Origin of the sequence: Streptomyces naganishii JCM 4654 (assembly GCF_014650575.1) — a bacterium.
In the GTDB taxonomy this organism is placed as follows: Bacteria; Actinomycetota; Actinomycetes; order Streptomycetales; family Streptomycetaceae; genus Streptomyces; species Streptomyces naganishii.
The window spans coordinates 360,471-373,389 of sequence record NZ_BMVF01000004.1; the positions used below are offsets into that span (position 1 = coordinate 360,471).

The 12,919-nt window shown below is 74.3% G+C and carries 12 protein-coding genes; 9 read left to right on the forward strand and 3 right to left on the reverse strand.

Annotation, left to right across the window (positions count from 1 at the left end; all coding sequences use genetic code 11):
• Positions 1-21: 21 nt before the first annotated feature.
• The 3 genes from IE217_RS09585 to IE217_RS09595 all read left to right on the forward strand — a co-directional run bounded on the left by IE217_RS09585 (position 22) and on the right by IE217_RS09595 (position 2,411).
• A complete protein-coding gene (locus IE217_RS09585; protein ID WP_190177303.1) occupies positions 22-1,260 on the forward strand; it encodes a cytochrome P450 in 1,239 nt (412 codons plus the stop codon).
• A gap of 357 nt (positions 1,261-1,617) precedes the next feature.
• Complete coding sequence (locus IE217_RS09590) at positions 1,618-1,842, forward strand: hypothetical protein (protein WP_190177304.1); 225 nt, start codon at positions 1,618-1,620, stop codon at positions 1,840-1,842.
• A 95-nt stretch (positions 1,843-1,937) separates the two neighbouring features.
• Positions 1,938-2,411, forward strand: coding sequence for a hypothetical protein (locus IE217_RS09595; protein WP_190177305.1), 474 nt, complete (start codon positions 1,938-1,940; stop codon positions 2,409-2,411).
• Between the two features lie 24 nt (positions 2,412-2,435).
• On the opposite strand, the gene IE217_RS09600 is transcribed toward IE217_RS09595, so the two are convergent.
• Both IE217_RS09600 and IE217_RS09605 read right to left on the reverse strand, forming a co-directional pair.
• The gene (locus IE217_RS09600) at positions 2,436-3,404 is read right to left on the reverse strand and encodes a pyridoxal-phosphate dependent enzyme (RefSeq protein ID WP_190177306.1); all 969 of its coding nucleotides are present in this window, start codon (positions 3,402-3,404) and stop codon (positions 2,436-2,438) included.
• Positions 3,401-4,114: a helix-turn-helix transcriptional regulator gene (locus IE217_RS09605; protein ID WP_190177307.1), complete on the reverse strand. Its 714-nt coding sequence runs from the start codon at positions 4,112-4,114 to the stop codon at positions 3,401-3,403. Before IE217_RS09605 ends, IE217_RS09600 begins: the two co-directional genes overlap by 4 nt.
• Before the next feature lie 429 nt (positions 4,115-4,543).
• On the opposite strand from IE217_RS09605, the gene IE217_RS09610 reads away from it, so the two are divergent.
• The 6 genes from IE217_RS09610 to IE217_RS09635 all read left to right on the forward strand — a co-directional run bounded on the left by IE217_RS09610 (position 4,544) and on the right by IE217_RS09635 (position 12,308).
• Positions 4,544-5,467, forward strand: coding sequence for a hypothetical protein (locus IE217_RS09610; RefSeq protein ID WP_190177308.1), 924 nt, complete (start codon positions 4,544-4,546; stop codon positions 5,465-5,467).
• A 263-nt stretch (positions 5,468-5,730) separates the two neighbouring features.
• Positions 5,731-6,897, forward strand: coding sequence for a carboxylate-amine ligase (locus IE217_RS09615; protein WP_190177309.1), 1,167 nt, complete (start codon positions 5,731-5,733; stop codon positions 6,895-6,897).
• Positions 6,898-6,963: 66 nt separating this feature from the next.
• Entirely contained in the window at positions 6,964-7,149 is a 186-nt protein-coding gene (locus IE217_RS09620) for a hypothetical protein (RefSeq protein WP_190177310.1), read from the forward strand.
• The gene (locus IE217_RS09625; protein WP_190177311.1) at positions 7,149-8,933 is read left to right on the forward strand and encodes an N-acetylglutaminylglutamine amidotransferase; all 1,785 of its coding nucleotides are present in this window, start codon (positions 7,149-7,151) and stop codon (positions 8,931-8,933) included. Before IE217_RS09620 ends, IE217_RS09625 begins: the two co-directional genes overlap by 1 nt.
• Positions 8,934-9,550: 617 nt before the next feature.
• Positions 9,551-11,788, forward strand: a complete 2,238-nt coding sequence (locus tag IE217_RS09630; protein ID WP_373297990.1) for an alpha/beta fold hydrolase — start codon at positions 9,551-9,553, stop codon at positions 11,786-11,788.
• 76 nt (positions 11,789-11,864) lie between these two features.
• Positions 11,865-12,308 (forward strand): hypothetical protein, encoded by a 444-nt coding sequence (locus tag IE217_RS09635; RefSeq protein ID WP_308432706.1) that lies wholly within the window; start codon positions 11,865-11,867, stop codon positions 12,306-12,308.
• A gap of 9 nt (positions 12,309-12,317) precedes the next feature.
• Here the strand turns inward: IE217_RS09635 and IE217_RS09640 are convergent, their stop codons facing one another.
• A complete protein-coding gene (locus IE217_RS09640; protein ID WP_190177313.1) occupies positions 12,318-12,725 on the reverse strand; it encodes a four-helix bundle copper-binding protein in 408 nt (135 codons plus the stop codon).
• Between the last annotated feature and the right edge of the window lie 194 nt (positions 12,726-12,919).

The window sequence follows — 12,919 nt, forward strand, 5'->3', positions numbered from 1 at the left end:
GCACGCCCCCAAGGACCCCTCATGACGCAACCCTCGCTCCTGAGCCGGATCACCGACTACGCCAACCGCGCCGACCCGTATCCGCTGTACGCGGAACTCCGCAGGACGCCGGTGCTGCACGAGGAGGAGGGCGGCCCGTACGTCGTCGGCTCCTACTACGACATCCTGGGCCTGCTCCACGACCCCCGGGTCAGCTCCGACGCCTCCAATCTGACCGCGGCGGGCGACGACGACCTGTCGGGCCCGGAGGCCACGGGGCTGCCGCCGAGCTTCATCCGGCTCGACCCGCCCGAGCACGACCGGCTGCGGCGGATCGCCAACAGCTCCTTCGGCCCCCCGCACCGGCCGCACCGGATCGACTCCATGCGCGAGGAGCTCGCCGGGATCGTCCGCGAGCTCATCGACGGCCTCGGCGAGACGCGGCAGATCGACATCGTCGACGAGTTCGCCTATCCGTTCCCGGTGACCGTCATCTGCCGGCTGCTCGGCGTGCCGCGCGAGGACGAGCCGAAGTTCCGCGGCTGGGTCGACCCGCTGGTGGCGAGCCTCGACCCGGACACGCGCAAGAACGCCGACGACGAGTTCCAGCAGGCCGCGCAGGAGGCGCGCATGCAGCTGGGCATGTACCTGGCCGGGCTGGTCGAGCAGCGCACCAAGGAACCCCGCGACGACATGCTGTCCGACCTGGCCACCAGTCACGGCGCCGACGGCACCATGTCCATGATGGAGGTGCTCAGCACGGCGGTGCTGCTGCTGATCGCCGGCCACGAGACGACGGTCAACCTCATCACCAACGGCATGCTCACCCTGCTGCGCCACCCCGAGGTGCTCCAGCGGCTGCGCGAGGACCCCGGACTGAGCGTCAACATCGTGGAGGAGCTGCTGCGTTACGAGCCGCCGGTGCAGCTGGTGCCGCAGCGCACCTGCATCGCGGACATCGAGCTGCGGGGCGTGACGATCCCGAAGGGCTCACGCATCTGGCTCGTCCTGGGCGCGGGCAACCGGGACCCGGAGCGCTTCAAGGACCCCGACCGGTTCGACCCGGACCGCGAGGACATCCAGCACCTCGGCTTCGGCAGCGGCATCCACAGCTGCTTCGGCGCGCCGCTGGCCCGGCTGGAGGCGCAGCTCGCGCTGGCCGAGCTGGCCCGTCGGCTGGAGAACCCCCGGCTGGTCGAGGACCCGCCGCCGTACCGCCGGAACGCGGTGCTGCGCGGGCCGCGCCACCTCCAGGTGACCGTGGACGGGATCCGGCCCTAGGTCGTGTCCGCAAGGGCCTTTCTTCCGGATCAGGCCGGCTCCGAGCCACCTCGCCTCCCGGCAGACCCGAGCGGTGGCCGGTGCGTGCAGCTGCAAGGCGGAGGAGAGAGTCGACGCGATGGGGGTCCCCCCTTGCTCGTCAAGAGCTTGGGGGAGTCGGCGGCCGACGACAACGCCGCAGATGTGCGTGCCAGCCACCGCGACCGGCGGGAAGATCCGGAAGAGAGGCCCTAGCGGCGCGAGTCCCGCATGTCGCGCTGCGTGTGGCTACCGGCACGTCCAGAAGTTTCTGGACATCTTGGAAAAATACGACACTATGGATGCATTCCCTTCGCGACTTCGAGGAGCCGCTCCCGCATGGCGTACGGAGCCCACCCGAGCCCCACCCCGCCTCCCCACCCCGACATGGGCCTTGCCCGCGACTGCGAGCACTGCCTGGGCTGGGGCACCGTCATCACCCGCGACGGCGACCATGAGCTGTGCGACACCTGCCAGCCCGTGACGGAGGGCGACGAACCTCCGCGCACGGCCCCCGCCGCGTTCCCCCGACCGGCCGACGCCCCCTGGCGTCGCCCCGGCTGAGTGCGTCCTGCTCCGTTCGAGTGGTGCATCACCCGGCTCGGTCGTAGCGTCGTTACGTCGATACCAAGTGCAGGCGTCGTCGACCGGGAGCGGACATGCGCAAGAACACCGTGGGAACGGCGGTCACGCTCTGTGCCGCAGCACTGCTCACCGCGGGTCTGGGAACGGCCTCCGCGGCACCGGCGACCTCACCGGCGGCCGCGCACGGGGCACAGGCCCAGCGGCAGCCCCGGCAGCCGGTGCTCGTCGACTGCGCGTTCCAGCCGCAGGCGCGGCCCGACGCGTTCATCCTCGCCTGCGGCGACGGCAACAGCCGCCTGGCCTCGCTGCACTGGCAGCACTGGGACGGCCGCACGGCCGTGGCCAGGGGCGTGAACCTCGTCAACGACTGCAAGCCCTACTGCGCGGCCGGCAAGTTCCACTCCTATCCGGTCGTCGTGCGGCTCGCGCACCCGGAGCCCTGGAAGAAGCGGCCCCAGGTGCGGCAGTTCACACAGCTCTCCCTGACCTTCACCGGCGCCCGCCCGGCCGGCTACGACCGCGTGGTGACGCTGCCCCTGTGGAGCTGATCGCCACCGGCCGGCCCGGACCGGTCAGCCCCGCAGGATGTCCGTGAACCGCTCGGTGTCGATGTTGCCGCCGGACAGGATGACGCCGACCCTCGGTGGCACCCGGTCCACGCGGTGGGCCAGGAGCGCGGCCAGGGCGCTCGCGCCGCTGGGCTCCACGACGATCTTCAGGCGCTCGAAGGCGAAGCGCATCGCCTCGCGGATCTGATCGTCGTCCACCAGGGCGATGCCGTTGACCAGGCGCCGGTTGACCGAGAACGTGAGCTCTCCCGGTATGTCGGCGGCCTGGCCGTCCGCGATGGTGCGCGGCACGGGCACCGCGACGCGCCGCCCCGCCTCGAGGGACCGCTTGGTGTCGTCACCGTGCTCGGGCTCCACGCCGATCACCCGGAGCCCGGGCAGCAGGCCCTTGCCCGCGGTGGCGCTGCCCGCGACCAGGCCGCCGCCCCCGACCGGGACGACCAGGGCGTCCAGGTGGCCGGCCTCCTCGATCAGTTCGAGCGCGGCCGTGCCCTGCCCGGCGATCACGTGCGGGTGCTCGTAGGGCGGTATGAGCGCCAGGCCGCGTTCGGCGGCGAGTGCCTCGCCGAGGGCGACGCGGTCGCCGGTGTAGCGGTCGTAGGTGACGACCTCCGCTCCGTATCCCGCCGTCGCCTCGCGCTTGGAGCGCGGGGTGTCCTCCGGCATGAGGATGACCGCGGTGGTGCCGAGCTCACGGGCGGCGAGCGCGACGGCCTGGGCGTGGTTGCCGGAGGAGTAGGCGGCGATGCCCTTGGCGAGCTGCTCGAGGGACAGCCGGGAGGCCGCGTTGTACGCGCCGCGGAACTTGAAGGCGCCGACCCGCTGGAAGTTCTCGCACTTGACGAGGACCTCCGCCCCGACCAGGGCGTCCAGGGTCCGCGAGCGCAGTACGGGCGTGCGGTGCGCGACGCCCTTGATGCGTTCCGCGGCGTCGCGGACGTCGTCCAGAGTGACGGGCGGGGTGTCGGTCATGCCGGTGCTCCATCCTGGTGGGTGGTGTCGGGTGCCGGTGGCGGGGCGGCGCTCGCCGTGCGGGCGCCGGCCAGGTAGTTGTAGGCGGAGGCCCGGGAGATGCCGAGCCGGCGTGCGATCTGCTGGGCGGCGCCGCGCACCGCGAACACCCCGCGCTCGTCGAGGCTGCGGAACAGTTCCAGGCGTTCCGGCCGGGTGAGTCCGGACCACTGCTTGTGCGAGCGCAGCTGGTGGGTGTCGACGATGGCGTCGACCACCGAGCCGATGTCGTCGCCGAACGTGGTCGTCGGCACCTCCGTGGTGCCGGTGGCGCCCGTGATCTCACCGAGCAGTGCGCGCGCCTGGTCGACGGCGGTGATGTCGAGGTTGATGCACAGGGCGCCGAAGACCGAGCCCCTGGAGTCGCGCAGCAGCATGGTCGAGGACTTCACGAGCGTCCCGTCCCGGGTGCGGGTGATGTAGTTCAGCTCGTCCGTCGCCTCGTCGCCGCGGGCCAGCAGGCCCATGCCGATCTCGCTCATCGCCCCCCCGACACCGCGCCCGGTGACCGTGCCCGCGAGGGCCACGACGGAGTTCTCCGGGCGGCGGAAGTCGTGCAGGACCACCTCGCAGAGCGAGCCCAGCGTCGCGGCGATGCCGTCGACGACCGGCGTCAGCGCAGCCAGCACGGCATCGGCCTCGGCTACAGCATTGGTCTTGCTCGTGGCCACCTCACCCTCCCGCGAATCGGCCGATCTGTACGATCAGTCTAAGCCATTGGACGAAAAATCCAAGCCCCTGTGGAAAAACGGGAAGAGCGCAAACGGCGAGCGGTGGGAGCGCCGCGACGGCGTGCTGAAGGGCCGCGTACTGACGCAGCGCCTCCCCCCACGAACGTGCGTCCGCACGCCCGGAGTCGAGGACGTCCCGGAACAACTCCCCGCCGTCGGGCAGCAGCGGCCAGCCGCGCACGGCGTCGACGGCGAGCGCGTCCTCCAGCCATGCCGGGGCCTCGCTCCGCCACGTCCCGTCCTCCCAAGGAGTGATGAGAGCGCGGTACTTACCCCGGTCAACGGTCACCCGCGTCTCCTGACTGCGGAACAAGAGGCAGCGCTCGTCCGTACTATCGGTGGACCACGGCACCCACGAAAGGTCGCCCCATGTCCGAGAACACGAACACGACGCCCTCCTCCGAACTCACCTCCCAGTACATCGCCCAGGTCACCGGTGACCTCGAGGCCAACGTCAAGGAACAGGAACGTATCGGCGTCGAAATCGCCGCGCTGCAGGAGCAGTTGACGTCGCTGCGACGCGACCACGCGCTGCTGGTGAGCATGCAGCAGGCGCTGGGCATCGCCACGCCGTCCACCGCGCCCGCGACGACCGCCCCTCCGGCTCCCGCCCTTCCGGAGTCCGCGCCGGCGCCGGTGCCCGCGCCGCGCGGTAAGGCCTCCGCGAAGAAGTCCGCCGCCGCGCCCAAGGCCGTCCGGGCCACGAAGCGGGCCGCGAGCGGAGGAACGGCGACTGCCAAGCCGGCCGAACCCGCGGCCGACGCGGTCACCAAGCTCACCGGGAAGAGCACGGGCAGGAGCGCGGACAAGAACACGGGCAAGAGCGCGGACAAGACCACAGCCACGAGCACAGCCAGGACCGCGGCGAAGCCCACCACCAAGGCCCCCGCGAAGACCACCGCGAAGACCGCCGCCAAGACCACCGCCAAGACCACGGCCAAGGCGGGCAAGGCCGCTGGGGCGGGCGGGAGCCGGGCCGGGCAGCCCACGCTCGTGGAGCTGGTGCGCGCGCACCTGTCCGCGCAGACCGAGCCGCGCTCGGCCGCGGAGGTGACGACCGCGCTCGGGCAGGCGCACCCCGACCGCAGGATCCAGAACACGGTCGTGCGCACCACCCTCGAAGGACTGGTCGCCCGGAACCAGGCCCAGCGCAGCAAGCAGGGCACCTCCGTCTTCTACACCGTCGCCGGGGGCGGCCAGGCGGCGGCCCAGCCGGCGCCCTCGGACGCCGCCGGGTCTCCCGCCTCGACGCCGGCCGGGGCCACTGCCGCCACCGAGGAGACCGCCGGCTGACACCGGGGGGGCCGGCACCCCGCGCCCCCTTCCGCTCCCTCTCCGCACCCAAGCCGCACACACCCGTCGGCCGCACACACCCGCCGCAGGACACACGCGTCGCCGGACACACCCCGCGACCGGCCGGGGACGCTGTGCCGTCGGAGGCCTGCGTGATGCTTGCGCACTCGCCGAACGGGAACCCGGACGTCCCCGGAGCTGCGCGGTTTCCCCGCGGAGGCCCGAACGCGGCGGCCGGGTGACCGAGACGGCAAGGGGAAGACGTGACGTTGCGCATCGGGGCAGAGGAAGAGTTCCACGTGCTGGACGTGGAGAGCGGCCGGCTGGTGCCACGCGCCCGCGCCGTGCTCGACCGGCTCGGCAGACCCGGCTTCACGACCGAGCTCCAGCAGTCGGTCGTGGAGAGCAACAGCGGGGTGCACGACACCCTCGAGGGCCTCTGCGCGGACCTGACCGGGGCGCGGCGGCGGCTGGACGCGGCCGCCTCCTCGCTGGGCCTGGCCGTGGTCGCCGCGGGCACCGTGCCGCTGGCACGGGTGAGTTCCCGCGACGTCACCGCCGGGCGCCGCTACCGGCACATGGTCGACGAGTACCGCAGGGTCGCCGACGAACAGCTCATCTGCAGCGCGCAGGTGCACGTCGACGTGCCCGACCGGGACACCGCCGTACGGGCCATGTGCCTGGTGTCGCCCTGGCTGCCGCCGCTGCTCGCGCTGTCCGCCAGTTCGCCGTTCTGGCTCGGCGCGGACACCGGGTACGCGAGCTGGCGGACCATGCTGTGGCAGCGCTGGCCCACCGCGGGCCCGGCCGGCTGCTACTCCGGGGCCGCCGCCTACGACGCGGCCATCGGGGAGCTGATCCGCTCCGGGGTCATCAGCGACACCGGGATGGTCTACTACGACGTACGGCCCAGCGGGCACCAGCGGACGCTCGAGCTGCGGATCTGCGACGCCTGTCCCCGGGTGGAGACGGTCGTGCTGGTCGCCGGGCTGTTCCGGGCCCTGGTCCGCGACGCGTGCGCCCGGCTGGCGCGCGGGGAGGGCCCGTCCTGCGGCGGCCACCACGAGTGGCTGCGGGCCGCGTCCTGGCGGGCCGCCCGCTCCGGACTCGAAGGTCCCCTGGTCGATCCGGTCACCCGCCGTGCCGTCCCGGCGCGGGTGGCGCTGCTCGGCATGGCGGCCCGGCTGCGGCCGGCGCTGGAGGCGTCCGGCGACTGGGAGACCGTCCACGAACTGCTGGACCAGGCGCTGGCCGAGGGCAGCGCGGCGCACCGCCTGCGCCGGGCTGCCGAGAGCGAGGACCTGCTCAGCAGCATCGCCCTGATGGCCGCCGAGACACGCGGCGCGCCCGCCCCGCGCGCCACGGGACGCGCACGGGCCGCGCAGGCCCGCCACCGCACCCGTTCCCTAGTCGAGGGCACCGGCGCCTGAGCCGCGCCGGGCGATCCGGCCGCCAAGGGCCGGGCATCCGATCCCAACCCCAGGAGCCGACACCACATGTGCCACGCGACCAACACGTTCACCACCGCCGTCACCGCGAACGCCGACCCCGCCGTCCCCACGACCGCCGACCCCGCCGTCGCCCCGGACATGGGTGCTCCCGTGTCCGTGTGCGCGAAGGGCGCCCCGGACCGCGGGCTGCCGCCCGGTGCGCCGGTCCCCGGGGAAGGGAGGTCCGCCTGATGTGCGGGCTGAGCGGCGAGGTCCGCTTCGACGGCCGGCTGCCGGACCTGGCCGCGGTGGAGCGCATGACCGACCGGCTGGCGCCCCGGGGGCCGGACGGCCGCGGGCTGTGGTCGCAGGGGTGTGTCGCCCTCGGCCACCGCCGGCTGAAGATCATCGACCTGTCGGAGAGCGGCGCGCAGCCGATGGCCGACCCCCGGGCCCGGCTCGCCGGCGTCTTCAACGGGTGTGTCTACAACTACCGTGAGCTGCGACGGGAGTTGACCAACCTCGGTCATCGTTTCTTCTCCCACTCCGACACCGAGGTGGTGCTCGCCGCGTACCGGGAGTGGGGCACCGCCTGCGTCGAGCGCTTCCACGGCATGTTCGCCTTCGTGATCGCCGAGCAGGACACCGGGCGGGTGGTCCTGGCCCGCGACCGGCTCGGCATCAAGCCGCTCTACCTCGCCGAGACCCCCGGCCGGCTCCGGTTCGCCTCCTCGCTGCCCGCGCTGCTGGCGGCCGGCGGTGTGGACACCTCCATCGACCCGGTCGCGCTGCACCACTACCTCAGCTGGCACGCCACCGTGCCGGCGCCGCGCACGGTCCTCAACGGCGTGCGCAAGCTCCCGCCGGCCACCGTGAGGGTGGTCGAGCCGGACGGCACGCACCACGACCACCGCTACTGGCAGCCGGAGTACACCCGGCGCCCCGAGCACGCGGGTCTCTCGGCGGAGGACTGGACGGACGCCGTGCTCGACGCGCTGCGTACGGCGGTGCGGCGGCGGATGGTGGCCGACGTGCCGGTGGGCGTACTGCTGTCGGGCGGCCTGGACTCCAGCCTGATCGTGGCGCTGCTGGCCGACGAGGGGCAGAGCGACCTCGCCACCTTCAGCGTGGGCTTCGAGTCGGAGGGTGGCGAGGAGGGCGACGAGTTCCACTACTCGGACCTGGTGGCACGGCACTTCGGCACCGAACACCATCAGCTGCTCGTGCCCTCCGACCGGGTCTCGCGGGCGCTGGACGGGGCCGTGGAGGCCATGAGCGAGCCGATGATCAGCCACGACGTGGTCGCCTTCCACCTGCTGTCGGAGCAGGTGGCCAAGGAGGTCAAGGTCGTGCAGAGCGGCCAGGGCGCGGACGAGGTGTTCGCGGGCTACCACTGGTACCCGGACATGGCCCGCGTGCCCCGGGCGCAGGCCGCCGGCGCGTACGCCGAGACGTACTTCGACCGTCCGCACGCCGACCTCGCGCACATGCTGGAACCGGACGTGCTGCCCGCGCACGACGTCTCCGGCGACTTCGTGCGGGCGCACATGGCGGTGCCGGGCGCGCAGACCGCGCTGGACGCGGATCTGCGGCTCGACACGCACGTGATGATGATCGACGACCCGGTCAAGCGGGTCGACAACATGACGATGGACTGGGGTCTGGAGGCGCGGGTGCCCTTCCTCGACCACCAGTTGGTCGAGCTGGCGGCCGCGTGCCCTCCGGAGCTCAAGCTCGCGGACGGCGGCAAGGGCGTGCTGAAGGCGGCGGGCCGCAAGGTGCTGCCGCGCGAGGTCGTGGACCGGCCCAAGGGCTACTTCCCCGTGCCCGCGATCAAGCACATGGCCGGGCCGGTGCTGCAACGGGTCCGCGAGGCCCTGTCCGCCCCGGAGGCCCGGGCCCGCGGCATCTTCCGCCGCACCTACGTCGACGAGCTGCTGGCGGCGCCCGACGCGCATCGCACCAAGCGCGGGGCGAACGCCTTGTGGCAGGTTGCATTGCTGGAGATATGGCTGCAGACCCACGAGATCACCTGACCCCCGCCCACACGCCCACGGACGCCACGGCCCCGGCCCACGCCCCCCGGCCCGCCCCCGGAGCCGCGTCCGGCGCGGACCGGGCCCGGCGGGCCGGCGCCGCGGACGGCACCACGCCCGCCCGGGCGGAACCGCCCGAGGCCGGAACAGGTGCGGCCGCGACGGACACGCGCGCGGACCGGGACGGCACCGACGCGCCCCCCGGCACGCCCCTCCGGGCGGAACCGCCCGAGGCCGGTTCGAGGGTGGCCTCGGCGGCCGGTGCGAAGGTGGCCGCAACGGACACGCGCGCGGTCCAGGGCGACACCGAGCAGCCCCCGGGCACGGCCGCCCGTGCGGAACCGCCCGCGGCCGATCCCAGCACGGGTGCGACGGACGCGCCGGCGGAGGATCTCGCAGGCACGGCGGCAGCCGCACCGGGCACGGCGGCCCGGGCGGAAGGCCCCGTGGTCGCGGCCGCAGCGGCACCGGTCCGGGCGGGCGCGGCTGCCGCACCGGCCCGGGCGGACGCGCCGGACGCGGCGGGCCGGGCGGACGAGTCGGCCGGCACCGTGGCCGCGCCGGGTACCGCCGAGGGGCTGGCGGACCGGGCTCGGCCGTTGCCCGGGCGGGACGTCGTGGACCGGGTGCGTGGCGTACGGGCCACCGAGCTTCCCGGCGGCGAGGGGCCGGTGACCGCGCAGCCGGCGCCCGAGCCGGTGTGGCTGCCGGACAACGCCGTGCCCCTGGACGCCGTGCCCCGGCTGCTCACCTCGCACGGCTGCTGGTACCCCTCGGCGGACCCCGGCGGCCGCAACGCCGCCTTCATCTGCGACCGGGCCGGCGTGCCGCAGCTCTGGACGGGACCGGTCGACGGCGACGGCGTGCACCTGCTCGACGCCGAGCCGCATCCGGTGACCGAGGTCGCCTGGTCACCGGACGGCCGCTGGATCGCGTACACCACCGCTCCCGGCGGCGGGGAGCACACACGCGTGCTGTGCGTACGGCCCGACGGCACCGGCCGCCGGATCCTGGCGGGTGGCGAGCCCGGCAGCTCGGCCCACCTCGGCTGCTGGACGCGCGACGGTACGGCCCTCGCCGTGACCGTCGCCGAGGCTCCCGTGCCGGCCGCCCCTCAGCCGCCGGCCGCCGCGGAGCCCGGACCCGTCAGCGGCCGTACGGATGACGGCGGCTCGCCGTACGCCGGCTCCCCCGCCCCGCCCGCCGGGTCCCCCGCGCCCCACCCCGAGGGGTGGACGCACCGGGACGGACGCGCGACCCTGCTGGGCGTACCGCCCCGGGCGGCCCCGCCCGCCCCCGGTCCGGGCACCGGCGGCTCCCGTACCGCGGGCGGCGCCGAGCCCTCGCCCAGGACGCTGTCGGCGTACCTCGTCGACCCGGACGGCTCGGCCGCCCCGGTGCTCCTGGCGAGCGAACGGGAGGCCGCCACCCTGCGCGTGTGCGACCTGAGCCGGGACGGGCGGCTCGCCCTCCTGCGCCGGGGACCGCGAGGACGCCGTGAGGCGCTCGTGGTCCGGATGGCCGACCAGCGGGTGACCTGCTCGATGCCGGTCGCGGACGGAGACCCGTGGATCGGCGGTTTCTCCCACGACGGCCGTACGGTGTGGCTGCGCAGCGACCACGGGCGGGAGTTCGCCGCCCTGTACGCGGTCGGCCTCGGTCCGCGCGGGGCGCGGTACGGGCAGACGGTGGCCTCCCAACGCACCGGGGCCGGGCTGGAGTTGCTGGCCCTGGACCACAACGGCCGCGGCGCGGTGCTGTCCTGGAACATGCGCGGGGTCAGCGAGTTGGAGGTGGCGACCCTCCTCCCGGCCAGGCGCCCCGCGAGGATCCCCACCGCCGCCCCGGCCCCCGCCGGTCCCGGCCCCGCCGCCCCCGCGGTCATCGCCTCCCGTACCGTCCCGCTGCCGCACGAGGTGGTGACGAGGGTGGCCGCCTCGGCGGACCCCGACGCACCGGTGGTGGCCCTGTCCGGGTCGCAGCGCCGTCCCGGCGTGTGGTGGCTCCCCCAGGGCGCCGCGCTGCGCACACCGTGGTCCTCGCGGGACGAGGACGTGGCCCCCGGCAGCCACCCGCCGGTGCGCCCGGTCCCCCTGCGTCCCACCGCCCGCGACGGACTCGCACTCGGCGGCTGGTACTACCGTGCGCCGGGCCGCTCCCCGGGGGCGCCCGCGCCCTGCGTCGTCCATCTGCACGGCGGCCCGGAGGAGCAGGAGCGGCCGGTGTTCGAGCCGCTGTTCCACGAGCTGCTCGGCCGGGGCCTGGACGTGTTCGCCCCGGACGTGCGCGGCTCCTCCGGGTACGGCCGTTCCTTCGTCGACGCCGACCTGGGCCGGGGCAGGTTCGCCGCCATCGACGACGTGGCCGACTGCGTGGCCCACGCGGTCCTCCAGGGCCTGGCCGATCCCCGCCGGCTGGCCGTGATGGGCCACTCCTACGGCGGCTACCTGACCCTGGCGAGCCTCGTCTGGCACCCGGACCTGTTCCGCACCGGCGTCGCGGTGTGCGGCATGTCGGACTTCGCGACGTTCTTCGCGGGCACCGAACCCTGGATCGCGCAGTCGGCGGCACACAAGTACGGGCACCCGGAGCGCGACCGGGAACTGCTGCGGGAGCTGTCGCCGATGAGCCGGATCGACGAGCTGCGCGTCCCCGTACTGGCGGTGCACGGCGAGCACGACACCAACGTGCCGCCAGGCGAGTCGGAGCAGTTCGTGCGGGCCGCCCGGGAGCGCGGGGTGGAGGCGGCCATGCTGGTGCTGCGGGACGAGGGCCACTACTTCCGCCGCGCGGACAACCGCCGCACCTTCCGCAGGGCCGCCGCCGACTGGATCCAGCGTCACCTGGGCGGTTGAGCGCCGGGGGGCGTTTCGGCGGGGCCCCGCCCGGCAACTCCTAAGTCCCGACCGCAGCACGCCCCGGGAGGTCACCATGTGGAGGCGCGGCAAGCGCGACGACAACCCCAAGCGCGTGCGGCACCTCAGGCGCATCACCCGCACCAGGCGCGCGCGGCCCGTCGAGCCGCTGCCCCTGGAGCTGTGCGACCTGTGCGCGGTGACCTTCCCCCGGGAAGAGGCGGTGCGCGGCTACGTCCCCGACTCCTCCGCCGTCCACCGCACCAACGGCTGGTTCGACGGGCTGCGGCTGATCACCGCCTGCTGCGAGGAGCACTTCGCCGTCGTACGGGACCGCTACCGCGGCCGCCCCTTCGTGCAGGAGGAGCTCTGGGCCGCGAAGATCGACCGCGCCCTGACCTCGGGCACCCCGGTGCTCACCCTCACCCAGCTCGGCTGCCGCACCGGACTGCACGAGCCGGAGATCCGGCGCGCCATCGCCTGGCACAACGAGCATCTGCACCAGGACCTGTGGCCCTGAGCCGGGCGTTCAGCCCAGGGCCGTGAGCAGGTCCCGGCAGGCGCGCTCGCAGCGGCGGCATGCCTCCGCGCACACCGCGCAGTGCTCGTGCGTCCCGGCGTGCCCCTCGCACTCGGCGGCACACGCGGCGCAGGCCGCCGCGCAGGCCGCCAGCACGTCGCGGGTCACGTCGGCACCGTAACCGGTGTGCCGGGACAGGACGCGGGCCGTGGCGTCGCAGATGTCGGCGCAGTCGAGATCCGTACGGACGCATCTGCGCAGCTCGGTCACCCTGTCCTCGGCCAGGCAGGCGTCGGCGCAGGCCGTGCAGGCCTGGACGCAGTCCAGGCACCGGTCGATGCACTCGGCCAGCGCCCGGCGCTCCGCCGCGCCGAGATCTCCGGGGTGGGCGTCGAGCATTTCCGCGGTCACGGTCATCGGCTGCTCCTGGTCCTCGGTCCTTCATGGTCGTTCGGGGCGTCTGCGGGAGTTTCCTGCCGTACGGTCCCGAAACCGCGCCCTTCGCCGGACCACCCGCATGGCCGCCCCGCCGGATGCCCCGGCCACCGGGCCGATCATCACTCTTTCGGCGCCGACGGCGAGCGATCCCCGGGACGTCACGGCGCGACTGG

Bases quoted from the DNA above. Each gene is read 5' to 3' on its own strand.
- IE217_RS09585 (WP_190177303.1), top strand. From the start codon at position 22: ATGACGCAACCCTCGCTCCTGAGCCGGATCACCGACTACGCCAACCGC.
- IE217_RS09590 (WP_190177304.1), top strand. From the start codon at position 1,618: ATGGCGTACGGAGCCCACCCGAGCCCCACCCCGCCTCCCCACCCCGAC.
- IE217_RS09595 (WP_190177305.1), top strand. From the start codon at position 1,938: ATGCGCAAGAACACCGTGGGAACGGCGGTCACGCTCTGTGCCGCAGCA.
- IE217_RS09600 (WP_190177306.1), bottom strand. From the start codon at position 3,404: ATGACCGACACCCCGCCCGTCACTCTGGACGACGTCCGCGACGCCGCG.
- IE217_RS09610 (WP_190177308.1), top strand. From the start codon at position 4,544: ATGTCCGAGAACACGAACACGACGCCCTCCTCCGAACTCACCTCCCAG.
- IE217_RS09620 (WP_190177310.1), top strand. From the start codon at position 6,964: ATGTGCCACGCGACCAACACGTTCACCACCGCCGTCACCGCGAACGCC.
- IE217_RS09625 (WP_190177311.1), top strand. From the start codon at position 7,149: ATGTGCGGGCTGAGCGGCGAGGTCCGCTTCGACGGCCGGCTGCCGGAC.
- IE217_RS09635 (WP_308432706.1), top strand. From the start codon at position 11,865: ATGTGGAGGCGCGGCAAGCGCGACGACAACCCCAAGCGCGTGCGGCAC.
- IE217_RS09640 (WP_190177313.1), bottom strand. From the start codon at position 12,725: ATGACCGTGACCGCGGAAATGCTCGACGCCCACCCCGGAGATCTCGGC.